This window comes from Actinomadura harenae (assembly GCF_003696215.1).
GTDB lineage: Bacteria > Actinomycetota > Actinomycetes > Streptosporangiales > Streptosporangiaceae > Spirillospora > Spirillospora harenae.
Map to the genome: position 1 here is coordinate 51189 of NZ_RFFG01000022.1, position 23828 is coordinate 75016.

Annotated in this window: 18 protein-coding genes and 1 pseudogene; 14 read left to right on the top strand and 5 right to left on the bottom strand. The window is 69.7% G+C overall.

Going from position 1 to position 23828, the window contains the following annotated elements; genetic code table 11:
* The first annotated feature begins 152 nt into the window (after nt 1–152).
* The 5 genes from EBO15_RS14660 (at nt 153) to EBO15_RS14680 (ending at nt 6162) form a co-directional block, all read left to right on the top strand.
* Nucleotides 153–1652, top strand: coding sequence for a coproporphyrinogen-III oxidase family protein (locus EBO15_RS14660; RefSeq protein ID WP_122194936.1), 1500 nt, complete (start codon nt 153–155; stop codon nt 1650–1652).
* Between the two features lie 101 nt (nt 1653–1753).
* Nucleotides 1754–2920, top strand: coding sequence for an ATP-grasp domain-containing protein (locus tag EBO15_RS14665; RefSeq protein WP_158628233.1), 1167 nt, complete (start codon nt 1754–1756; stop codon nt 2918–2920).
* The gene (locus tag EBO15_RS14670) at nt 2917–4176 is read left to right on the top strand and encodes an MFS transporter (RefSeq protein ID WP_158628234.1); all 1260 of its coding nucleotides are present in this window, start codon (nt 2917–2919) and stop codon (nt 4174–4176) included. Before EBO15_RS14665 ends, EBO15_RS14670 begins: the two co-directional genes overlap by 4 nt.
* Nucleotides 4173–5639, top strand: a complete 1467-nt coding sequence (locus EBO15_RS14675; protein WP_122194939.1) for an amino acid permease — start codon at nt 4173–4175, stop codon at nt 5637–5639. The genes EBO15_RS14670 and EBO15_RS14675 overlap by 4 nt, the downstream gene beginning before the upstream one ends.
* A gap of 19 nt (nt 5640–5658) precedes the next feature.
* Complete coding sequence (locus EBO15_RS14680) at nt 5659–6162, top strand: aminoacyl-tRNA deacylase (protein WP_122194940.1); 504 nt, start codon at nt 5659–5661, stop codon at nt 6160–6162.
* Between the two features lie 154 nt (nt 6163–6316).
* Here EBO15_RS14680 and EBO15_RS46015 read toward each other — a convergent pair.
* From EBO15_RS46015 to EBO15_RS14695, 4 genes and pseudogenes are all read right to left on the bottom strand, one after another.
* Nucleotides 6317–6758 (bottom strand): annotated as a pseudogene (locus tag EBO15_RS46015) (transposase family protein); the annotation flags it as partial.
* A gap of 143 nt (nt 6759–6901) precedes the next feature.
* On the bottom strand, nt 6902–9709 hold the full coding sequence (locus EBO15_RS14685; protein ID WP_122194941.1) for a zinc metalloprotease: 2808 nt from the start codon (nt 9707–9709) through the stop codon (nt 6902–6904).
* 540 nt (nt 9710–10249) lie between these two features.
* Nucleotides 10250–11701, bottom strand: a complete 1452-nt coding sequence (locus EBO15_RS14690) for a sialidase family protein (RefSeq protein WP_122194942.1) — start codon at nt 11699–11701, stop codon at nt 10250–10252.
* A gap of 343 nt (nt 11702–12044) precedes the next feature.
* Nucleotides 12045–12878 carry a helix-turn-helix transcriptional regulator gene (locus EBO15_RS14695; protein WP_122194943.1) on the bottom strand — a complete coding sequence of 278 codons (834 nt, stop codon included), beginning with the start codon at nt 12876–12878 and terminating at the stop codon, nt 12045–12047.
* 116 nt (nt 12879–12994) lie between these two features.
* Between EBO15_RS14695 and EBO15_RS14700 the strand changes: the two genes are divergently transcribed.
* Together EBO15_RS14700 and EBO15_RS14705 are read left to right on the top strand one after the other, a co-directional pair.
* Entirely contained in the window at nt 12995–14059 is a 1065-nt protein-coding gene (locus tag EBO15_RS14700) for an aldo/keto reductase (RefSeq protein WP_122194944.1), read from the top strand.
* Between the two features lie 131 nt (nt 14060–14190).
* The gene (locus EBO15_RS14705) at nt 14191–14574 is read left to right on the top strand and encodes a VOC family protein (RefSeq protein ID WP_122194945.1); all 384 of its coding nucleotides are present in this window, start codon (nt 14191–14193) and stop codon (nt 14572–14574) included.
* A 40-nt stretch (nt 14575–14614) separates the two neighbouring features.
* Here EBO15_RS14705 and EBO15_RS14710 read toward each other — a convergent pair whose 3' ends face one another.
* Entirely contained in the window at nt 14615–15562 is a 948-nt protein-coding gene (locus EBO15_RS14710) for an aldo/keto reductase (RefSeq protein WP_122194946.1), read from the bottom strand.
* Between the two features lie 147 nt (nt 15563–15709).
* On the opposite strand from EBO15_RS14710, the gene EBO15_RS14715 reads away from it, so the two are divergent.
* The 7 genes from EBO15_RS14715 (at nt 15710) to EBO15_RS14740 (ending at nt 23827) form a co-directional block, all read left to right on the top strand.
* Nucleotides 15710–16141, top strand: coding sequence for a peptidase inhibitor family I36 protein (locus tag EBO15_RS14715; protein WP_158628235.1), 432 nt, complete (start codon nt 15710–15712; stop codon nt 16139–16141).
* A 167-nt stretch (nt 16142–16308) separates the two neighbouring features.
* Entirely contained in the window at nt 16309–16443 is a 135-nt protein-coding gene (locus EBO15_RS46805; RefSeq protein WP_267898405.1) for a hypothetical protein, read from the top strand.
* Nucleotides 16444–16800: 357 nt separating this feature from the next.
* Nucleotides 16801–17307, top strand: a complete 507-nt coding sequence (locus EBO15_RS14720) for a hypothetical protein (protein WP_147481503.1) — start codon at nt 16801–16803, stop codon at nt 17305–17307.
* A gap of 2 nt (nt 17308–17309) precedes the next feature.
* Nucleotides 17310–18278 carry a hypothetical protein gene (locus EBO15_RS14725; protein WP_122194949.1) on the top strand — a complete coding sequence of 323 codons (969 nt, stop codon included), beginning with the start codon at nt 17310–17312 and terminating at the stop codon, nt 18276–18278.
* A 422-nt stretch (nt 18279–18700) separates the two neighbouring features.
* A complete protein-coding gene (locus tag EBO15_RS14730; RefSeq protein WP_122194950.1) occupies nt 18701–20587 on the top strand; it encodes a thiamine pyrophosphate-dependent enzyme in 1887 nt (628 codons plus the stop codon).
* A gap of 1 nt (nt 20588) precedes the next feature.
* Entirely contained in the window at nt 20589–22070 is a 1482-nt protein-coding gene (locus tag EBO15_RS14735) for an NAD-dependent succinate-semialdehyde dehydrogenase (protein ID WP_122194951.1), read from the top strand.
* Nucleotides 22067–23827, top strand: coding sequence for a dihydroxy-acid dehydratase (locus EBO15_RS14740; RefSeq protein WP_199744535.1), 1761 nt, complete (start codon nt 22067–22069; stop codon nt 23825–23827). The genes EBO15_RS14735 and EBO15_RS14740 overlap by 4 nt, the downstream gene beginning before the upstream one ends.
* Nucleotide 23828: the final 1 nt, after the last annotated feature.

Below are 23828 nucleotides of genomic sequence, written 5' to 3' on the forward strand. Positions count from 1 at the left end.
ACCCAATGGACACTGGCCGATCGACTGTTGACCGTAGTCTTCTCCCGGCAGGAAGCGTGAACTCATCGCCCCCTGCCTTGCATGCCGGAGTGACGGAAGGCCCACACCACGAGCGGCGGACGGGTCTGCGAGAACCTGAAGAGGTGCATCGAATGGGCGTGAATTCCGAGTTCCCCACTTTCCGAGAGGTCGCCGATGAGGCGCATTCGGCAGTGGCCGGACTCCCCCTGGAAACACTGAAAACCCTAGGCATCCTCCAGTCAGTAGAGAACTACTACCTCATCGGCACCTACCCGCCGCTGAAGGCCATGGGGACCGTTGAACCCATGGACTTCCTGCCGCAGGCCACCGACTCGTGCAACATCTACCTGCACATTCCGTTCTGTGAGCAGAGATGCACCTTCTGTCATTTTGCGAAGGAGATCCTGCCGCGCGAGCAGCGCGTTGAGCGGTACCTCCGCGCGCTGTACCGCGACCTCGCCGTGGTGAGTGAGGCGACAGGCCACCCATACGCCGCGACCGTGTATTTCGGCGGCGGTACCCCGTCCTATCTGAACGCCCGCCAGATCACCGAGGTGTTTCACCGCCTGCGCTCCGCGATCGGCTTCACCTCGGAGGCCGAAACGACCTTCGAACTCCACCCCAGCGTCATTGACGCTCCCGACTACGAGGAGCGGCTCGACGCCATCGCCGATGCGGGAGTGAATCGATGGGTCTTCGGTGTCCAGTCCATGGAAGACCGGATCCTTGCCAAACTCAACCGCGGGCACACGGCTGCGCACGTCCATCGGCTACTGGGAATGCTTGACGCGCGTGGCGTGGACAACCTGTCCGTGGACCTGATCTTCGGACTGCCTTACCAGACTCTCGAGAACTGGTACACGAGCCTCCGTGACCTCATCTCGGCCGGGGTGACGAAATTCAATATCTTCCCGCTGATGTTCAAGCAGGCCGACCCGATCTCTGCGCACTATCGAAAGAATCCAAAGATCTTCCCGGGAAACCGCGAGCGGCTGCTCATGCACTTCGCCACCGAGGTGATCATGAAGAGTCTCGGCTTCCGGCGAGGTCCGCTCTTCTACTATGCAAAGGGTGAACAGCATTCACGCCAGCAGGAGAACAAGTTTGACTCCATCGAGGACGTCAATCTGCTGCCGTTCGGTGTCTCCGGCTTCGGTTATGTCGGTCACACCCAGTACTACAACCAGTGCACCATCGATTCATATATTTCGGCGGTCGAACGCGATCAGCCACCGGTGTGGCGAGGCATCAAGCTTGATCTCGAGGAGCGCATGCGCCGTTCAGTCATGTTCACTCTCCGCTCCGGCGGCATCCGCCGTGACGACTTCCAGCAGCGCTACCGTGTCGATCCCATCGACCGGTTCGGCGCGGAACTGGCCCCGTTTATCGAGAACGGGCTCCTAGAAGTGAGTGACACAGATATATCGGTGACCGACCAAGGCGCTCCCTTCGCCGACAGCATCGCCATCGAATTGGCGAGTTCGGTCGTCCGTGAGCGCATTCGCTCGACCAACCACCTCATCATCGACCTCAAACACGACCCGCTCGATCGCTTCGACTTCTCGCCGATCGAACGTGACCCGGTCGGGGCCGCGGTGTCCCCGCTCCCCGATGCCCCCGACGTGGCCTGATTCCAGCCCAGAGAGGGAAGTGTCTCATGTTCCCGTCCGGGAGCCCTACCAGGCCATTACTGATTCTGGTCAGTCCCATGTCTGAGCTCACACGCGGATACATGCTGGAGTCCGTTGTCAAGGAGTACCGCATCTGGATTTTCCAGGATGAGGATATCTCCCAGGCCGAGCGGAGACTCGCCGGGCACACTGCCGTGGACACACTGAACGCCGACGCGATGATCGAAGCGGCACGGGGAATCCCCGCTGACGGCGTCCTCTGCTGGGACGAGACGCGCATCTTGTCGTCTGCACGGCTCGCGGAGGCGCTGGGCCTTTCGACCGTGCCGAGCGGCGTCATCGCGACCTGCCGCGACAAGTTGGCCACCCGGCAGGCCCTCGAACTGTGCGGTGGTCCCACCGTCGCGGCCGTCGCGACAGGCGATGTTCGGGACGCGTTGGCTGCCGCAGACCGGATCGGCTACCCGGTCGTCCTCAAGCCGCGCGCCCTGGTGGGCAGCAACGGGACGACGCTGGCGACAGACCCGGGGCGGCTCGCGGCCGCCTTCGACGCGGTCGCCACCCGGACCATGCGCGAGGTGCGCGAGCGGTTCGCGGAGTCGGTGGTGGTCGAGGAGTACTTGGACGGTCCTGAGATCAGCGTGGACAGTCTGTGCTGGGACGGCGACGTCACCCCTGTTTTCATCGCCCGCAAGCACCTTGCCTATCCTCCGCACTTCGAGGAGGTCGGGCACACCGTGGCCGCCACCGACTCGCTGCTGCGCGATCCTGGCCTGCTCCAGGCACTCTCCGAGGTCCATGCTGCGGTACGGATGCGGCGCGGGTGGACGCACACCGAATGGCGGCTCACTGCGCGCGGGCCGCGCCTGGTCGAGATCAACGCGCGCAGTGGCGGTGACCTCATCCCGTACCTCGGCCGGCTGGTGACCGGGGTGGACGCGGCGTTGGTCGCCGCGTCCCTGGCGCTCGGGGAGCGGCCGGACCTGCGGATTCGCCCGGACGGGGCGGCGGCGATCCGGTTCCTCTACCCCGAGCGGGACACCATCGTCGGCTCGGTACAGATCAACCGTTCGCGACTGCCCGCCGCCGTGGAACGACTGGAGATCCTGGCTTCCCCCGGGCAACGGCTGCTACTCCCTCCGAGCACCCACGTCACGTGCCGTTACCTGATGGTGATCGTCACCGGCCGCTCGCCGGCCGAATGCGCCAACGTCCTGGATGCCGCGGAGGACGCCGTGACCCTGATACCGGCGGAAGGCGCAGCATGAACCAGGACGAGTCTGCGGCCTCCAGCGCGGCCTCCGACGAGGACGCCACCGGGGCCGTCGCGACTTGGGGGTCAGTACCGCGCGCCGTCCGGGCGGTGATCTTCGGGATCTTCGTGAACCGGCTGGGCGGTTTCCTTCAGGCATTCCTGGTGCTGTTCCTGATGCACACCGGGTACGACGCCGCGCGGGCGGGCATCGCGCTCGGCTGCAATGGCGCAGGCGCCATCGCCGGGATCCTGGCGTCCGCCTGGCTTGTGGACCGGGCCGGGATGCGCCGTGCCGTCGCCGGGTCGATGGCGCTTACGGCCGTGCTCACCGCGGGTGTCCTCGCGGCGACCTCCTACGGATTCGTCCTCGTCGTGGTCACCGCGCTGGGTACGACCAGCCAGATCTACCGGCCCGCATCGGCGCAGCTCCTCAGCACGCGGGTTCCGGCGCGCCGCCAGATCATGGTCTTTGCCATGTATCGGCTTGCGCAGAACCTCGGCACGACGGCGGCGCCGCTGCTCGGTGCGGCCCTGGTCGCGGCGTCCTACCCACTGCTGTTCTGGGTGGAGGCGGCCGCCGCTCTCGCGTGCGCGGCCATCACCTGGTGGGCACTGCCTGCCGATCCGCCAACGGCGACACGGGCGACCGTCCAGCCCGGCATTGGCGGTGGGTACCTGGTGATGGTGCGCGACGTCCGGTTCACCGGTTTCCTGCTCGGGATGCTCGTGTACGCGGCGGTCTATGTCCAGTACGTGTCCGTGCTGCCGCTCGCCGTGCAGGCCGCGGGCTGGTCTACCAACGTTTACGCGGCACTGATCTCGGTCAACGGCGCCATGGTGATTACCTGCGAGCTGTGGGTGACCCGGAGAGTGCAGCACTGGGGACGGCGTGCCGCAGCGCTCTGCGGCATCGCGCTGGTCTCCGCCGGGCTGGCCTGCTACGCGCTGCCGTTGGGCATCGCCGGCTTGGTCCTGGCCACGGTGGTGTGGTCACTGGGAGAGACCGTTTGCTCGCCGACAATGGTCGCCTATCCGGCTCGGGCGGCTCAGCCCGATCTGGTGGGCCGCTATCTCGGCGCGTCTCAGGCGGTGTTCGGTGTCGGCACCGCGCTTGGCCCGACCATCGGGGTGCTGCTGTGGGAAGGCATCGGTAGCGGGTCATGGCCCGTGTTCGGCATAGCGGGTCTGCTCGCGGCGGCGGGCGTGGTCCTCGGCATGCGCGAGGACCACGCGGAGCTGCGTGCGGTCGCCCCGCAGGGGGCGGCATGAACGGAGGCGACGCGACACAACGGACCCGGCAGGCGTTCCAACCCGAGCATCGGTCCCCGGCCGGGGACGGCGAGAGGGCTGAGGCGGACACCACGTTGCCTCGGCGGCTGACCTCCCGGCAGCTCTCGATGATCACACTCGGCGGCGCGATCGGCACTGGGCTGTTCCTGGGCACGAGCCGGGCCATCTCGCAGGCCGGGCCAGCAGTCATCATCTCCTACGCGATCGGTGCTCTGCTCGCCCTCGCCCTGGCGTACGCGCTGGCGGAGATGGCGTCGGCGCATCCGCTGCCGGGTGGCTTCGGCACGCTCGCGCACGCGTACCTTGGCTCGACAGCCGCGTTCACCCAGCGCTGGATGTACTGGATGGCGCAGACCATCAACGTGGGTAGCGAGGTGACAGCCATCTCCATCTACCTGCGGTTCTGGTGGCCGCACGTGCCCGCCTGGCTGCCCGTGCTGACGGTGTCGGCCTTTGTCCTCGGTGTGAACCTGCTCGCCGTAGGCGCGTTTGGAGAGGTCGAATACTGGCTGTCGGTGGGGAAGGTGCTCGCGATCCTCACGTTCATCGTGACCGGCACGATCGTCATCACCGTCGGCCTGCCCACCGTCCCAGCGACCGGGCTGCACCGCTGGACGGACCAGGGCGGATTCGCGCCACAGGGGATCGGGGGGATCTGGACCGCGATGATCGCGGTCACCTTCAGCTACATGGGCACCGAGGCGATAGCGCTCACGGCGGCCGAGAGCCGGGACCCCGCCCGAGACATCCCCCGCGCCGCCCGGCGCACCGTGGTGCGGCTAGGCCTGTTTTACCTCCTCACCATCGCCGTCATTCTCTCGGTGGATTCCTGGCGGCACACCGCCGCCGGGCCCTCGGTCACCGACAGCCCGTTCGTGCGGCTGTTCCAGACCGTGGGGCTTCCGGCGGCCGCGTCGGTCATGAACCTGGTGCTGCTGGTGGCGGCCGTGTCGGCGATGAACACCAACATCTACGTGACGACACGAACCATGCACGGCATGGCGAACTCGGGGCACGCGCCGAGGGCGCTCGCCCGGCTGCGGCACGGACGCCCGTGGAACGCGCTGGCGGTGTCGGCGTTCGGGCTCGCGCTCGCCGCCACAATGTCGGCATTCGCGCCCGTCCGCGCCTTTGAGATCCTGGTGGGGATCTCACTGTTCAACGCGCTCGCGACGTGGATCCTCATCTTCGCCACCCACATCGCCTTCCGGCGCCGCGGGGGTGGCGTCGTAGGAACGCCGACCCGGCTGCGGGGAGGCGTGGCCATCCCACTCGCCGCGATCGGCGTGCTGCTCGCCGTCCTCGTCACGATGGGGTTCGTACCACCGTTCAGGCTGGCCCCACTGACCGGAGTGCCGTTCCTGGTCGCGCTGCTGCTGGTCCATCTGATCCTGCACAGAAGGCGCGGCAGGATGCCAGAATCCCAACCGGACCGAACATGAAGGGAAGACCACCGAGACGATGGAGAATCCGTCGAGAACACCACCACCACTGCCACCCGCCGCCGCGCTGCTTGCCGCTGTTGGGGTCGAGTTCGTCGTCCATCGGCACGTCGAGATCCGCACTGAAGCCGACATTCGAGAACGTACCGGATTCACTCCGGAGAACATCAAGAACTCACTGAGGACAATGGCCTTCACGGCCGGGCACGAGACGCTCGCACTAGCCGCCATCCCAGGGCTGGAGCGCCTCCGGTACGGACGCCTCGCCGCCGCGCTGGGCGTGTCGCGCTCGGCGCTGAAGCCCGCCGACGAGGCGGGTTTGGCCCGGTTGGGCATGGAATGCGGCGGTGTCAGTCCAGTTTGCGGCGACCCATCCGTCACCGTCGTGTTCGACGCGGCGGTGCTCCGAATGGGACGGGTCCTGTTCGGCAGCGGACGGCCAGACAGCACAGTAGAGGCGGATGCAGCCGAACTGATCCGGATCGTCCCGGGAGCGATCGTCACCGACATCACTTCCACATGATCGAAACTGCGCTGAAGTCCGTACCGAAGGGCCGATGTCCTTGACGTTACGGGCGCGGTCTTGCCGGTGAGGATCTGGGCGGTGAAGCGTCCCCCCGTATACGAGGAGTTGCCGCGTGTAGACGTCGGAGATCAACTCGGTGATGTACCGGAGGACGCTTACGGCGGGTAGTGGTTGCCAGGGAGGAGTGTGCGGCCTTCGCGTCGTTCCACAGCCGAGCCCCCGCCCGGCCTGCCAGCACTTGAACCACCGCGCCCAACTGGCCGGTGAGCCTGCTCGTTCGACGCTTGTACCGCTCGAGCAGCCCGGGCACCTGCTCACGGAACCTCCGGCGAGGGCATTCTGGTGCCGGGCAGACCAGACGCCGCATCCGTACCGAAATCACCACCCGTTGCCCATCGACCGGGACGTCGCTGACCGTCCGGCCGTAGAAGCGTGCACCGGCCCGGTCAGCGTCCCGCACACCGGACACTGCGCCGGCTCATCACGAGTACGGGCCATGACCCGAATCAGAACGCTCTCGTCCTCCACGCCCCGATGACCAGGGCAGAAAGCCCCGAGAACACCACGCTCACAAGCTGCTCGATCTCCAGCACGCACCAGCCTGGCAGGCGATCACCCAGCGCCACCACCGACTACGAGACACAGTGGAAAAACATCGACAGAGCCGGAAAACTCGACAATCCCCCGCTCCCGCCCTCCGGTTGGAGGGCGGACCGGGTCAGGGGTTCGTGGTTGGTCAGGGCTTGCGGGGGCTCTTGGGGGTGCGGTGCTGGTCGGGGGTGAGGCGCCGGCGGGTGGTGTCGGCCTGGGAGCGGACGTCGGCCAGGACGTGCGGAGGGACGTGCTGGGCGCGGAAGTAGTCGACCATGCGGGTGAGCGTCCGGTCGGCCAGGTCCAGGTCGCCGGCCTTGGCCTGGACGCGGGCCAGGCGGCGCATGGTGGAGTTGAGGGCGAGGTTGTTCAGGCCGGCCGGGCCGGTGGACGCCTCGATCGCGGCGGACAGCTGGTCGGTGGCGTTCTTGGTGTCGGGCCGGCGGACGCGGATGCGGCCCTCGGAGATGCTCTGGTAGTGGCGTCCGGCGTTGGCGCCCTGGGCGAGGTGGGAGTAGACGGCCAGGGGGTGGTCGGGGAACCGGCTGGACAGTTCGGTCAGGGCGTCGTTGCCCGAGCGCAGGGTGGGGGAGTCGGAGCCGAGCAGCGACATGAGGAGACCGGCCTGCTCGCCCATGAGCAGTTCGCCGGCGTCCTGGTCGGCGGGGGTGAGCGGCAGGCGGACGCGGACCTCCAGGGTGTTGGAGGCGACCTTCGAGCCGTCCGGCGCGGTGTAGAGGGCCCGGACCCGGTAGAGGCCGGGGTCGGTGAAGTACTGGCCGTCCGCGCCGGAGCCCAGGTAGGCCGAGCCGTACAGGGCGGGACGGTCGGTGGTCAGGGTGGTCAGCACAACCTGGTTGTGTCCGCCGCAGGCACCGGTCAGCGGGCGGAACACGCGGGTGGTCCCGGACGGCCCGACGATGGCGATCTTCAGGTTCGCGCTGGTCGGCGACAGGTCGGGATGGACCTGGACGTCGCGTCCGGTGCGGGTGAGCTTGACCTCGACGGCCACGGGTTCCCCGTACAGGAACGGCCGTGCGGACAGGGTGAGGGAGAGCCCGGACCGGTCGATGAGGGGTTCGCTCATCGTGGCCAGGGTGCTGTCGCCGTAGTCCTTGGCGGTGGAGCCGGAGAAGAAGTCGGCGCCGCCGGGGACGACGTCGTTGTAGAAGCCGTGGCGCAGGTGGACCAGTTCGTTGGCGGTGAAGCCGAACCGGAACCGTGCCCAGAAGGCGGCCGATCCCTGGACGGTGTCGCTGAACTGGTACAGGTGGGAGTAGTTCATCCAGGACAGGTCGCCGTACCCGTTGCGGGGGCCGAGCGGGTCGCCGACCCTGGCCTTGTCCCAGGAGTGCGCGAGGTTGAGCGCGTGGCCGAGTTCGTGAACCCAGGTGTGCGGCTCCTCCCGGGTGCCGGGCTCGCCACCGGAGACCTGACTGTCGTAGAAGACGGCCATCCCCTGGCGGTTGCGGCCGGTCGAGTCGAACATGACGCCCACGGCGCTGCCGGGCCCTTGTTTCGACGGGTCGAAGTAGGTGCTGGCCACGAACGCCCAGAGCTTCCACTGCGGGGTGTCGGCGTAGCCGGCGAAGTGCGCGACCATCGCGGCGTGGAGTTCCGAATCCGACCACAGCAGGTCGGAGCCCGCCTCACTGGCGTCCACCTGGACGGGCGTGGCCGCGGCGGCGGACATCTCGATGCCGGCGTCGGCGTAGGCCGAGGCGACCGACACGATCCGGTTGCGGTACCCGGGAGGGACGGGGGCGGTCGTGGTGTCGTAGGACGAGAAGATCTGCTTCCCGGCCACGGCGTCGGTCTCCAGTTCGATCGTCCGGAAGTAGGGCGACTGGAACGCGAGGCCGCTGGAGTAGGAGCCGCCTGAGCTGTAGGGCATCTCCACGCGCGCGGTGGGCGCGTCCGCGCCCGCGGCCGTGCGCGGGACGACGACCTTGACACTTGTGGCCGGGGACGCGCTGGTCCAGGTGGGCGTGCAGGTGGCCACCAGCTCGGTGGCCGAGGCGGTGACGGACGCCTTGCCTCTGAAGGACGAGGCGTAGCTCTGCGTCCCGCCGTTGATCGTGAAGACGTCGCCGCTCAGGGTGTACGTGGGGGCGTTGCCGTCCAGGTCGACGCGCACGACGAACGAGTACGTGGGGGTGTTGACCGCCCAGCGGCCGCTGACCGGCCGGTACTGCGTGGTGAACGGAGCGGGCAGCGGGCCCAGCTGAGGCATGAGCGTGGTCAGCGCTCCGACCCTCTCCGGCCCGGTGTTCCAGTTGAACACGCAGCCGTTCGCCCCCTTGACCAGCAGGCTCCGTTTCTCGAACGCCCTGGAGGTCGGCAGCATCAGCACGTGGTCGAAGTCCGAGCTCCACTCCGGCGCCAGCATCGCCCAGCCCGGTGTCGGCTGCGCGCCCTCGAGGATCGTGCAGTCGCGGGTGCACCCGTTCACCCAGTCGAGAGTGGCGACGCGGTCGCCCTTGAACACGTAGGTCTGCCACGCCGAGCCTTCCTGGCAGGTGTCCATGAGCAGCGCGTCGACCTGGTCGAGGTAGTACTGCGGCAGCATCGCACCCCAGGTGGGGCCGCCTCGGGCCAGGTCCGTCACCGGCCCCTCACTGAACTTCCCGGCACCCTGCTGGTACCAGTACGCCCGGTTCTCCTTGAACAGCAGCATCTGCGCCCAGCCGGTGCCCGGCAGGCTCGGCAGCATCAGCGCTCCCTCGCAGGCGCTGCGGTACGGCTCGGGGAGCGGCTGCCGGCCGAATCCCACCCAGGTGTCCCCGTTGATCGGTCCGTTGTAGCGCAGCCCGCCCCCGTTCGCGTATCCGGTCGAGTCGGCCATCGCGAGCTGGTCGCCGCGAATGAACATCGCTCCCCACCAGTTGGGCACATCGATCGGGTACGCCATGGCCGCGCTGAACCCCGTGTTCTTGATCCGCATGAATCCCATGCCGACCAGCCCCTCCCGGGCGTTCCGGCCCCCGTCGGGCCGGATGTGAACGCACTCTCCTCCCGCCTAACCGAGCCGTTCAACGCCCGCCCGTTCCCGCTACACCGGCGAATCGGAATCAGAAGCCCCGAAAGACCCCTGCCCTCGGACGCGGGAACGGTCGGCGGGTGCCTCACACCGACGATCCCGGCTGGGCTCCATCGCGCCGCGCACCATTCCCTCGTGCCACGGCACCGACAGACCTCGGCCGTAGCGCGGTCGCCCGCCTCGGCTCCGGCGGCGGTCGGCCCGCCGAAACACCGACCTTGCTGCACAGCGTGCTCTCAAGTGCGCCTCGGATGGGTCACGTGGGAAGCAGGTCGCCTTCTGGGGCGCGTGCATTTCGCCGGCGAAGCACCGGCCCCAGGCCGGGACTGGCCATGCGTCCGTAGGGCGTTCCCAACTGTGGCCGATCGGACGGGCCTGACCGTTGCGACGGTCGCCGCAGGCGAACCACGTGAGCGGGGAGGCGCGCGTGGCGCCTCCCCGCTCATCCCCTCGTCAGCGGCGGGTCGTGACCGGGTTCTGCGGCTGGTGGTCACCGGTCACCAGCGGGGTGACGTCGGCGCTGCGCGCGCCGCCCGTGAGGGCCAGGCCGCCGGTCGGGACGTACATGCCCTCGTCGAAGGTGCTGCCGGTCGGGGTGTTCGCGACGGCGATGACCGGCCAGGCGCGTCCGCCCAGGATGGAGGTGGAGATGTAGTCGCCGACCATCACACCCTGGCTGGTGTTGGCGAGCGAGGACAGCGCCATCGGCCCGGCGAGCTGGGTCGGCGCGCTCCAGGACGAGCCGCCGTTGACCGAGGAGGTGTAGCCGACGGTCAGCTGGCAGGTGGAGGCCGTGCAGCTCGCCGACGGGTACCGGTAGTAGGTCACCGCGAGGTCGGCGGACGCGCCGGACGTCGTGGCGTCCACGCCGATGCCGGGGATGAAGTGGTCGCCGCCGTCGCTGGTCACACGTGTGACGGCGCCCCAGGTGGTCTCGCTCGTGGACTTGCTCATCACGATGTCGTTGCCGGCGCAGTTCGACTGGAAGCGGCAGTCCTGCCAGACCGCGTAGGCCGTCCCGGCGGAGTCGATCTCGGCGGACGGCAGCGGGCTGGTGCGCAGGTTCCCGGCGACGGTGTGGGATCGGATGCTGGAGATCTGCACCGAGGAGCTCCAGGTGCCCCCGCCGTTGGTGGAGCGGAAGGACCGGATCTGGCCGTTGTTGCTCTGGTAGGGGACCAGGACGGTCCCGTTGGGCCGCACGACCGGCTGGCCGCCGAGGCCGGTGGAGCCGGTGGTGCCGTCCGTCCAGGTCAGGCCGCCGTCGGAGGACGTCGACATGTGGATGCGGTTGCTCGCGCCGTTGTCGTCGTACTCGGTGTAGCAGTGCCCGTAGGACGGGCTGGACGCGCCGTTGTCGCAGACGATCCAGTTCTTGTCCAGGCTGGCCGAGCCTGTCGCGTTGGCCGTGACGACCGGGTCGGCCCAGGTGTGCCCGCCGTTGGTGGAGCGGCTCGTGACGACGGCCTGGCCGACGACCCCGCTGGTGTCGGTCAGCGCCAGCACGGAGATCATCCACACGCCGTGCCGGGCGTCGTAGGCGACGGCGGCGTCGCTGACCCGGTCGTAGGGGCCGCCGCCCTGGAACTTGGTGACGCCGGGCAGGCAGCCGTTCGTCCAGGTGGCGCCGCTGTCGGACGAGGTGGAGAAGCAGATGTCGGACGAGCCCCCGTCGAAGAACCGCCCGGTCTGGAAGGCCGACACGATCGTGCCGCCGTAGGCGAACGTGTCGGGCTCGACCTGGGTGCGGTGCTGGCTGGTGGAGTTCGTGAACGGATCGGCGCTGACCTGGGTCAGGGCCACGTTGGCCAGCGCCGGCCCGCCGCCCAGCAGGAGCGCGGCGGCGCCCGTGAGCGCGGTGAGGGGCAGGGGAAGGAGACGGTGCAGGGCGAGACGCAGGGGCATGAGAATCTCCCGTGACAGGACGAAGCAGGCCAAAACTCCATCAAGTACGCGAGAGTCGTCAATGAGGAGCGATTGTCCGATTGCGGTCCGTTGCGTCCCGCGCGAAAGAGGACGACGCTGGTGGCGGACCGCATCCACCGAGAGCGGCGCTCCTCAGGGCGTCGCGAACAACGCCGCCAAGAGCCTCAGGCGGGTTCCAGGGGCGGAGCGCAGCCATGGTGAGGCTCACGAACTGAACGGTGACCTGGCCTGAGGTGTCGGGGGCCGCGGTGAGCGCGCGCAGGCAGGACGTCGCGAGGTGGCCGGGGTCATGTCGTCGCGGACCTCGTCCGCGCGGGCGGCATCATCGGGCGTACAGCCGGTCCAGGGCCGCCTGGCTCTCATCGTCGGCGGCGCGGTAGATCACCAACAGCCGGTCCGGGTCTTGGAGCGGTGTCAGCGTTTCGAAATGGACGGCGATCACACCGGCGTCAGGGTGCCGCATCATCTTGCGTCCGCGGCCGTTGACCTTGACCTCTCGCTCGGCCCACAACCGCGCGAACTCCTCGTCATGAGTGAGGCATTCGGTGATGAGGTCGCTCAGCGCCTGGTCCTGCGGATGCGCGGCCCACGCGGTGCGCAGGTGGGCGATCCCCTCGCGCGCGACACGTTCGCGGTCGAGGTAGAGCTCCCGTGTCCGCGGATGCATCAGGCACAACCACATCGCGTTGCGCCTCCGCGGCGGCAGGGTGCCGAAGTCCAGGAGCAGCTTCGCCATCTCGCCGTTCCAGGCCAGGATGTCGTAGCGGTGATTCATCAGCATCGCGGGCAGTGGCGACAGGTCGGTGACCAGCCGGGCCAGCGGCGGCTCCGCGGTGTCGGCGGGCCTGCCGGCATCGCGGGGACGCTGCCGGGCCAGGTCGAACAGGTAGGCGCGTTCGTCGGGGGTCAGGCGCAGCGCCCGGGCGAGCGCGTCCACCACGTCCGCCGACGGCCGCAGTCCGCGGGCCTGTTCCAGTCGCACGATGTAGTCGGTGCTGACCCCGGCCAGTTCGGCGACCTCCTCGCGGCGTAGTCCCGGGGTCCGCCGGGCCCGCCGACGCGCGGGCAGGCCGAGGTCGTGGGGGTCCAGGCGTTCGCGACGGGTCCGCAGGAACGCGGCCAGCTCCTGTGTCACGTCCACGGCGCCGGTGATCATGGTTGATCCAACAGCCGACGTAGGACCGGTGTTCCCAGGAAACGCTCTCCCTTACCCCCGGCCCGCGGCGGACGCAGGCTGGTCCCCGACGACGATCACGAGCACAGGAGGACACGATGACGCTCACCCTCGACACCTACCGGCTGCTGGGCCGCTCCGGGCTGCGGGTCTCGCCGCTGGCGCTGGGCACGGCGACCTTCGGCACCGAGTGGGGCTGGGGAACCGGGCAGGACGGCGCGCGCAGGCTGTTCGACGTCTACCTCGAGCACGGCGGCAACTTCATCGACACCGCCGGCACCTACACCGACGGCAGCTCCGAACGCATGCTGGGCGAGTTCACCCGCGACAACCGCGAACGCCTGGTGCTGGCGACCAAATACACGACGCAGCGCCGCCCGGGTGACCCCAACTCCGGGGGCGCTCACCGCAAGAGCCTGCTCGCGTCGGTGGAGACCAGCCTGCGGCGGCTGAACACCGACTACATCGACCTGCTCTTCCTGCATGTGTGGGACTTCACGACACCGGTCGAGGAGATCCTGCGTGGCATGGACGATCTGGTCCGGCAGGGCAAGGTCCTGTACGTGGCGATGTCCAACGCTCCGGCTTGGGAGATCTCGCGCATGCAGGCGATCGCCGACCTGCGCGGCTGGTCCCCGCTGGTCGCGCTGCAGGTCGAGTACAGCCTCATCAACCGGGACGCGGAACGCGATCTGATCCCGATGGCACGGACGATGGGCCTGGGGGTGACGCCGTACTCACCGCTGGGCGGTGGCGTGCTGTCCGGCAAGTACAGCCGCGCCGACCTCACCGCGACGGGCGCCGACTCCGGTGACAGCAACCGCAAGAGCTTCAACGCCGGTCTGGGCATGGTCACCGAACGCGCCCTCGCCATCGCCGACGTCGTGCAGGAGGTCGCCGCGGAGGTGGGACACACGCCCGCCCAGGTCGCCCTGGCCTGGACCCTGCGGAACCCGGGGGTGACCGCACCCGTCATCGGCGCTCGCACCCCCGAGCAGCTGATCGGAAACCTCGGTGCCCTGGGGGTGGACCTCGCCCCCGACCAACTGGCCCGCCTCGACAAGGTCAGCGCGATCGACCTCGGCTACCCGCACGACCTGCTCGCCGGCGACCACATCCGCACCGTCACCGCCGGCACCCTGAAGATCGAAACCCGCCGCTGATACCCGTCGGAACCGTAGAGATTTCCCCAGTCCCCCAGGGCACGCCGGCTCCGTGTTCTGCAGGGTGGTCCGGATTCGGCCGTTGACCCGGTCGCCGTCCGGGGCGGACGGCCAGGGGCAGATCATGGGGCATGGACATCAACTGCGTGATCGTGGACGCCGTGGACCCGGAGCGGATGGCGACCTTCTGGAGCGAGCTTCTCGACCGTCCGGTGGTCGGACGCATGGGGCCCTACGTGTGGCTTGAACGCAGGAACGGCCTGGGCCTGGGATTCCAGCGCACCGATCAGGCCAAGGCCGGCAAGAACCGGCTGCACCTGGACCTGGAGTCGGCGGACCCGGCCGCCGAACAGGCCAGGATCGAGGCGCTGGGCGGACGGCGCCTGACCGAATACGACCCCGGAGGGTTCCTCGTCATGGCCGACCCCGAGGGGAACGAGTTCTGCGTCATCCCCAAGGGCTCGTTCGAGGTCGACGACGAAGGACGCGCCGACTACCTGACCGGTGGCCGCTGAGGAACACGGGCCACCGGCCATGGCGCCGGACGGCCGGACCTCAGACGGCGGCGTCGAGGTCGGCGCGCACTTCCGGAGGCAGGACGAGTGCGGCGCCCGCCATGGCCTCGTCCAGTTGGCCGATGGTGCTGACACCGGCGATCGGGGTGACGGGCGGGGCGCCGCCGGTCAGCCAGGCGAGGACGATCTGGTTGCGGGTCACGCCGAGGTCGTCAGCGGCCTTGGCCAGTGCCGCCTTCCGGCGGGCGGTTCCCGGGTGGTCGTATGCCTCGGGCAGCGGACGGTCGTCGCGGGTGTAGGCGCCGCCCAGCAGCGGGGTGTACGCCCACACGGCCACGTCACGCTCGGACTCCACGTAGTCCAGGGTCTCGCCCGTCACCCAGCCGAGGCGGTGGTTGTGGCCGGCGACCGGTGCGCCCGGCCGAGGCGCGAAGTAGGAGTAACGCAGCTGAAGGGCGGTGTAGCCGAGCCATCCGTTGGCCTCGGCGATGCGGCGGGAACGCTCGACGCGCCACACGGTGTGGTTGGACGCGCCGAGACGTGCCACGGTCCCGGATTCGGCCAGCTTCGCCAGCGCCCCGACGGTCTCTTCCAGCGGCACGGACCGGTCGTCCATGTGCGTCCAGAGAAGGTCGATCCGGTCGATCCCCAGGCGCTCCAGGCTGCCCTCCGCCGCGGACGCGATCGCGGACGCCGACAGGCCCTCGCGGTTGCCCGGCCAGGCGCCGCCGCCGACCGGCTGGGAGCCCAGCTTGGTGGCGATCTGGACCCGGTCGCGGACGCCCGGACGCTGGGCGAGCCACGCGCCGATCACCCGCTCGCTCTGCCCGCCCTCGGCCTCCGGGTTCGTCCAGAACGAGTAGCAGTTCGCGGTGTCGATGAGCGTGCCGCCCGCGTCGACGAAGCGGTCCAGGATCGCGAACGAGGTCTGCTCGTCGGTCTCGCTGCCGAACTTCATCGCGCCGAGAGCGAGGTTCAGATCTGTCATGGGAGCTCCTTGGTCGAGACGGGCAGAAGTCTGATGCCTGGAGCGCGCTCCAGGTCAACCACGATGAGCGACGCCTGCGGTCGGCCCGCCTCCTGCGACTACGATGAGTGGTCACATGGATGCGCAACGCAGCGAAAGGCGACTCTGATGCGGTCGATCCGACTGACCACGGCAGCCCTGGCCCTGACCGCCGGGACGGCGTTCGTCCAGGCCATGCCCACGGCCTCGGCGAGCACCACGTCCGGCTTGGAGAAGACGTCCGCGACGGCGGTCGTCCGCTCCTGGGACGCGTGTCCGCAGGGGCGGATGTGCGTGTGGCGCCTCCCCAACGGGCACGGCTCGCGAGGCTCGTTCGCCAAGGTCGCGCGCGACCTCAGCGAACTCGGCGGCGGTCTCAACGACCACGCCATGTCCTTCTGGAACCGCACCGACAAGACTTGGTGCATGTACTCCGAGGCCCACTTCGGCGGCGACCGCCACAAGTACCCCCACGAGCCCCTGGCCGGCGCGAAGGGCGACACCGGCCGGTTCGGCTACCGGGTCAGCTCGCTGCGCCCCGCCTTCTTCGGCCGCTGCTGAGACCCCGTGTGAGCCGGGCCCGTCCGCCTCCTGAAGCCGGGCGCCGTACTCCCTCCGGCGCGAAAAACATGCCCCAAATCCGCATGAACTGCGGGCCGGAATGGGCGCGGACGCCGCGGGGTAGGCAAGGTCCAGGGGGAATGATGCCGTTCTTTCTGGATGCCATGATGAGCAGCCGGCCCTACTACCTCGGCGCCGGCCACTGGGGCGTGATCGTGATCGGCCTGATCGTCGTGGTGGCGATACTCGTCGTCCTGCGGATCGCAATGGTCCGGCGCCACCACCGAGGCGGCCACCGGTAGGCCCTCCGTCCGAGAACGGCAGATCAGCACGCCGGCGCGGTGGGTCTCCGGTCAGCCGCCGGTCCACTCCGGAGCGCCGATGGTGTAGATGACGCTGGCCAGCGTGGCGACGGTGAGCAGCGCGCCGTACAGGCGGGACTTCGACACGAGGTTCTCCCGGTTCGGGCTGGTCAACGGCCCTGAGGGCCGGATGCCTGCTGGCTCAGAGTCTTGCCGTCACGCGTGTTGTCCGGAAGGGGTGGCCGCTGGCACCAACCGTCGTGGCACCTTGCTGCCAGGGCCGGCGACCCGCAGTGAGGTCTGGCGCCGAGTCCCCGCGGTTGACCTCCGTGCGAAACGTCCGTCATGGTCTGGAGCGTGGGCACGTTCGAGTGGTGGGATGACGTCTTCCAGCGGCTGCCGCGTGACGTCCTTGACGACTACCTCAGGATCCTTCGTGTCGTCCACCGCCACTTCGAGGGCCGGATCATCAGGGCGCCAGGGGTGAAGGGGAGCGACTGGATCTCCATCGACGACGCGGGGCGGCTGAGTCGCGGGCCCGCCGACGCGTCCCACTTCACTCCCAACCCGTATGCGGGAGAGCGGGGTCAGACACCCCTGGCCGTGGGGCATCTCCGCGACTTGATGGCCGCCTATCCGGACTGTCGCTGTGGTGCTCTGGTGAGGGGTGACGTCCTCGTCATCTTCAGGTTGCCCGGTAGTCGCCGGATCGTCGACACCGCGGTCGATGTCCATCTGGCCCACCGGCCGCCAGCCGGTGTCGAGCACGGGTTCTTCAGGTTCCCGTTCGAGACGGAGGGACGTCTTGTGCGGCGGATGAGGATGGATCCGGACACGGTGGAGTTCGTCGAGCGGGAGCGGTGAGCGTGATGTCTCCGTTCGGTGATCTCGCTGACGGCGGCCTGCACCGGCGGATCAGGACGCCGGAGGAATGGGAGCCGCCGGGCCTCGGCTATCAGCGGGCGCGGGACGATTTCCTCGCCGCCCTCGCCACGACTCCGTTCGCCGACGACCTGATCATGTGCGGCGGTGTCCTGCACGGCGTGTGGCTCGGCGAGACCGTTTTTCCCGCCGACGACTTCTACTTCGTGTCCCATGACCTGATCGGCATGGGCTCGATGAAGTACCTGAAGGGACTCCTTCAGGCGGTCGCCGACGGAGAACCGCGCGGCGAATCAGGGACGCGATTCCAGGCGTCCGGTGCCTCGGCGCGGCAGACCAACCGTTCCGACCGGGAGGACGAGCTGGAGTTCGTCTTCGAGCACGGGTACCCGCAGTACCTGCTCCGCCTGCCGTACCTGGACGCGGACGGCCGCTCCGGACGGCTCATGGTCGAGGTCTGGCACGAGTACCCCGGGCCGCCCTCGGACATCGAGGCCTTCCCCCGGCCCACCGGCGGCGATCCGATCCTGCTCCGCACCGAAACACCGGACGCCAACCTGGAATGCATGCTCCGGTACCTGCTGGCTCCCGCCGAGCAGCATTTCGGTCGCCGGGGGACGGAAGTCCTGCGGCGAAACCGCGCTGTCGCCCTCTACTCCGCGGTGCTCCTGGCCGAGACTCTTCAGCCACACCACGAATCCGGGACGTCGCCGTCCGGGTACGTCCGCCACGGGCTGCAAGCCCCCACGGTGTTCTGGTGGTACACCGCCGAGCATCATGAACACCTCGGCTCCCTTCGCTTCGAATGGCCCGCTGACCTGCCCGGAACGCCCGGGGAATTCGTTCGCCGCCTTCAGGGTGCCCTTGCTCCGCTGCTCGATGTCCCCGCGCGGTTCGAACCGCCCGGACAGAGACGTCACCATCACAAGAACGGCAGCCGACGACGGCGGTGACCAACGCCAGCGGCCTGTTTTGTGCGATCCGCTGGACGCCCCCGAGGGTGAATTCGTGGGGCTGTATGGAAAGCGGATCTCCGCTTGCCGGGCCATTCTCTTCCCCTTCTCCGTGAGGGCGAATCGATGCGGCTGATGCGAGCCTGAGCGTCCCGGTCGAAGGCCTTGATAGGCGCTGTCCGTGCGCGGGGCCGTCCGTGGCGTTGTCCCAGAAGGTGATCTTGTTGTCTTCGGGGGTGCGCCGGGTGCTGGGGCAACGCCTTCCGGAGAGGCGACAGTAAGCGCTTCGTTGCCATATAGACAACAACACAGCCGGATGGCTGAAGAAGTGCAGGGAAAACCGTGGCGAGGTGTTGTGCATATGACATCACTGTTGTAGCTTCACCGATCACCGCAGCTCACCGACCCACGGGGACCTATCGATGGAACTTGACCTCACCGAAGAACGCACCGAACGTGCCCGCCGCATTGCCGAGGCGGGCGGCGTGGCGCAGGCCCTCGACAGCGGGGCGCTCCCGGTGCGGGTGAGCCTGACCCTGTCCGAGGCGCTGGTGCTCGGCCTGCTCCGGCAGCACGTCCGCAAGTTCGTGGTCGTCTTCGGTCACGGGTCCACCGAGCTGGCCGAGGTGCTGCGCGTCTACGAGGACGCCGGGCTGGTCCGGACCTACGCGGTGCGGCATGAGACCGAGGCCTCGCACGCCGCCGCGGCGCTGCGGTGGGTCACGGGCGAGAAGGCGGCGGTGGTCACCTCGATCGGGCCCGGCGCGTTGCAGGCGATGGCCGGGTCGCTGGTCGCCAGCAGCGACGGCCTGGGTGTCTGGCACCTCTACGGGGACGAGACCACCGAGGACGAGGGCCCCAACATGCAGCAGATCCCGAGGCCGGAACAGGGCCTGTTCCTGCGCCTCACCTCCGCCATGGGCCCGGCCTACTCGCTGCACACCCCGCGCGCCCTGCCCACCGCGCTGCGCCGCGGCCTGAACACCGTCGACCACCCCTACCGGCCGGGCCCCTTCTACCTGCTGCTTCCGCTGAACACGCAGCCGCAGGTCATCGAGGACTTCAACCTTCGCGAACTGCCGACCGGGGTTCCGCCGCGCCTGAGCGCCGCCGCGGCCGACTACCGGGCGACCGCGCGCCGGCTCCTGGACGCCGAGAGGGTCGTGGTGAAGGTCGGCGGCGGCGCCCGGGGCTCCCGCCGGGAGCTGGAGGAGCTCGCCGACCTGGTCGACGCCGTCTTCGTCATGTCGCCCGTCAGCCTCGGTGTCGTACCGGCGAGCCATCCGCGCCAGATGATGGTGGGCGGCAGCAAAGGTTCGCTGAGCGGCAACTTCGCCATGGAGAACGCCGACCTGCTGCTCGCCGTCGGGACGCGCTCGGTCTGCCAGGCCGACTCGTCCCGTACCGGGTACCCGCGCGTCCGGCACGTGGTGAACATCAACGCCGACCTCGACTCCGCGACGCACTACAACGAGACGACGGCGCTGGTCGGGGACGCCCAGGAGACGCTGGGCGCGCTCGTCGAGGCCGTCCGGGCCGAGCTGGCCGGGGCGGGCGGGGGAGCCGAGGCGTCCGCCTGGTTGTCGGAGTGCCAGGACGCCCGGCGCGCGTGGGAGCGGATCAAGCAGGACCGGCTCGACCGGCCGACGCTCCACGACCCGGTGTGGGAGCGCGAGGTGCTGACGCAGCCCGCCGCGATCCAGACCATCACCGAGTGGGCGGAGAGCACCGAGGCGGTGACCTTCTTCGACGCCGGGGACGTCCAGGCGGTCGGGTTCCAGATGTCGGCCGAGGAGGAGCCGGGCCAGTCGTTCACCGAGGCCGGCGCCAGCTACATGGGCTTCGCGACCAGCGCCGTCCTGGCGACCGCGATCGGCGACGAGGACTGGTACGGCGTCGCGGTGACCGGTGACGGCTCGTTCACGATGAACCCGCAGGTGCTGATCGACGGAGTGGCGCACGGCGCCAAGGGCTGCGTCGTGGTCCTCGACAACCGGCGGATGGCGGCCATCTCGAGCCTGCAGATCGACCAGTACGGCGTGGACCACGCCACGTCCGACGGTGTCGCGGTCGACTACGTCGCCTGGGCCGGATCGGTGGAGGGCGTCACCGCGCTTCACGGCGGTTACAGCCGCGAGTCCCTGCGTGAGGCGCTGGAGAAGGCGCGGGCGCGGGACGGGTTGTCGCTGATCCACGTCCCCGTCTACTTCGGGGACGACCCGGCCGGAGGGCTTCCCTCGTACGGCCGCTGGAACGTCGGCAACTCGGTGGGAGACACCCAGCGGCTTCGACACGAGATTGGACTCTGAGATGCCCGGCACCGACACGCGCACCTTGCGGGACGTCCTGCCCCCGCCGCTCCTGTTCGTCGACGGCGCATGGCGGGAGTCCGCGGACGGCCGGACCCGGCCCGTGGAGAACCCGGCGACCGAGACCGAACTCACCGCGGTCCCGCTCGCGACCGCCGAGGACCTCGACGACGCCCTCGCCGCCGCGGCGGCCGGGTTCCAGCGGTGGCGGACGACGTCCGCCTGGGACCGCTCGGACGTGCTCCGCCGCATCGCGCAGGTGATCCGCGACGACGCCGACCGGTTCGCGCTGGTCATGACCCTGGAACAGGGCAAGCCGCTGGCACAGGCGCGCGGCGAGGTCCTCGCCTCGGCCGACCAGTTCGACTGGTACGCCGACGAGGCGCGCCGCGTCTACGGCCGCACCGTCGACGGGCACGACACATCCACGCGGATCCTCGTCCGGCGCGAGCCGGTCGGTCCGGTGGCGGCGTTCGCGGCGTGGAACTTCCCGTCGCTGCTGACGGCCCGCAAGATCGCCCCGGCGCTGGCCGCGGGCTGCTCGGTCGTCGTGATGGCGCCGATCGAGGCGCCGCTGAGCACCCTGCTGTTCGCCGAGGTCGCCGAGAAGGCCGGGCTTCCGGCGGGCGTGCTGAACGTCGTCACGGGCGAGCCGGCGGAGGTGTCCCGGCACCTCATCGCCTCCGAGGTGATCCGCAAGGTGACCCTGACCGGGTCGGTTCCGGTGGGCGTCCAGCTGTCGACGCTGGCCGCGCAGGGGCTGAAGGTGACGTCGATGGAGCTGGGCGGGCACGCGCCCGTCCTGGTGTTCCCCGACACCGACGTCCGGCGGGCGGCGGAGGTCTGCGCGCGGGGCAAGTTCCGCAACGGCGGCCAGGTGTGCATCGCCGCCAGCCGGTTCCTGGTCCACGAGTCCGTCGCCGGCGAGTTCACCGAGGCGTTCGTCGAGGAGACCCGCAAGCTCCGCCTCGGGGACGGGCAGGACCCGTCCACCGACATCGGCCCCCTGACCACCGCCGCCCGCCGCGACGCGATCGCCGGCCTCGTCGCCGACGCCGTCGCCAAGGGCGCGACGCTCGCGCACGGCGGCGGCGCGCCCGAGGAGTTCCAGGTCGGGTACTACTTCACGCCGACGGTCCTCACCGGGGTCAGTCCCGACATGCGCGTGATGCGGGAGGAGCCGTTCGGCCCGATCGCGCCCATCGCGACGTTCTCCACGTTCGACGAGGCCATCGCCGTCGCCAACGCGACCCCGTACGGGCTCGGCGGGTTCGTCTTCACCGGCGACCTGACCACCGCGTTCCGCGCGTCCGAGGAGCTCGAGGTCGGGATGGTCGGCGTCAACCACCTCACGATCGCGACGGCGGAGGCGCCGTTCGGCGGCGTCAAGCAGTCCGGCCACGGCCGCGAGGGCGGCACCGAAGGGATCGACGACTACACCGTGACCAAGTACGTCAGCATGCGCCTCGGGGACCTCGCGTGACCGGCGCGAACGACGCCGAGAAGCGGCAGGTCCTGGGCGTGGACCGCGGTCTCACCTCCTACGGGGACGAGGGCTTCAGCCGGTTCCTGCGGCGCGCGTTCCTCGCCTCGGCCGGGTACGACGCCGACGACCTGGACCGTCCGGTGGTCGGCATCGCCGACACCAGCAGCGACTACACCACCTGCCACCGCGAGATGCCGCAGCTGGCCGAGGCCGTGAAGCGCGGCGTCCTGGAGGCGGGCGGGCTGCCGCTGGTGTTCCCGACGATGTCGCTGCCCGAGATCCTGCTGTCGCCGACCTCGATGCTGTTCCGGAACCTCCTCGCGATGGAGACCGAGGAGCTGATCAAGGCCCAGCCGATGGACGCCGTGGTGCTGCTCGGCGGCTGCGACAAGACCGTCCCGGCGCAGCTGATGGCGGCCGTGTCCGCGGACGTCCCGGCGGTCGAGGTGGTCGCCGGTCCGATGCTCACCGGCTCCTGGCGGGGGCAGCGGCTCGGCGCGTGCACCGACTGCCGTGGCATGTGGGCCCGGCACCGGGCCGGTGAGCTGGACGAGGCCGAGATCGGCGACGTCCGGTCGGCGCTGGCGACCACCGGCGGCACCTGCATGGTGATGGGCACCGCGTCCACGATGGCGTGCGTCACCGAGGCGCTCGGGCTCAGCCCGGCGGGCACCGCGACCGCCCCGGCCGCCAGCGGCGACCGGCTCCGCGCCGGGACGTCCGCGGGCCGCCTGGCGGTCGCGGCCGCCCGGGACGACCTGCGGCCGAGCACGCTGCTGAGCAGGGCCAGCCTCACGAACGCGGTCACCGTGCTGATGGCGGTCGGCGGGTCGACGAACGCGATCGTCCACCTGCTCGCCATCGCGGGCCGCACCGGCCTGGACCTGACGCTCGACGACTTCGACGCGATCGCCCGGCGCGTCCCGCTGCTGGTGGACTGCAAGCCGTCGGGGTCGGGCTACCTGGAGGACCTGCACCGCGCGGGCGGCGTCCCCGTCCTGATGAAGACGCTGGAGCCGCTGCTGGACCTCTCGGCGCGGACCATCGAGGGCGGCACCCTGGCCGACCGGCTCGCCGGCGTCGAACCGGCGCCGTCCTGGCAGACCACGATCCGTCCCCTGGACGAGCCGCTCGGCCCGCCGCGCGCCCTCGCGGTCCTGCGCGGGAACCTGGCGCCCGACGGGGCGGTCATCAAGCTGTCCGCCGCGACGCCGGAGCTGACCGTCCACGAGGGTCCCGCCGTGGTGTTCGAGTCCCCCGAGGACGTGACCCGCCGCATCGACGACCCCGCGCTGGACATCACCCCGGACTCGGTGCTCGTGCTGCGCAACGCCGGACCGGTCGCCGCGGGCATGCCCGAGGCCGGATCGTTCCCGGTGCCCAGGCGGCTCGCGCAGCAGGGGATCCGCGACATGGTGCGCGTCTCGGACGCGCGGATGAGCGGGACGTCCTACGGCACCGTCGTGCTGCACGTCGCGCCCGAGGCCGCCGTCGGCGGTCCGCTCGCGCTCGTCGAGGACGGCGACGTCATCCGGCTCGACGCCCCCGCGGGCGAACTGACCCTTCTCGTCCCCGACGACGTGCTCGAACAGCGCCGCGCGCGGTGGACGCCGCCGCCCGCGCCCGACCGGGGATGGCGGCGGCTGAACGCCGAGCACGTGCTCCAGGCCCCGCAGGGCGCCGACTTTGACACACTCAGGCCCGCCCCGCAGGGCTCCCGCGGGGCGCGTACCGGAAGTGGAGACGAGGAGTGAG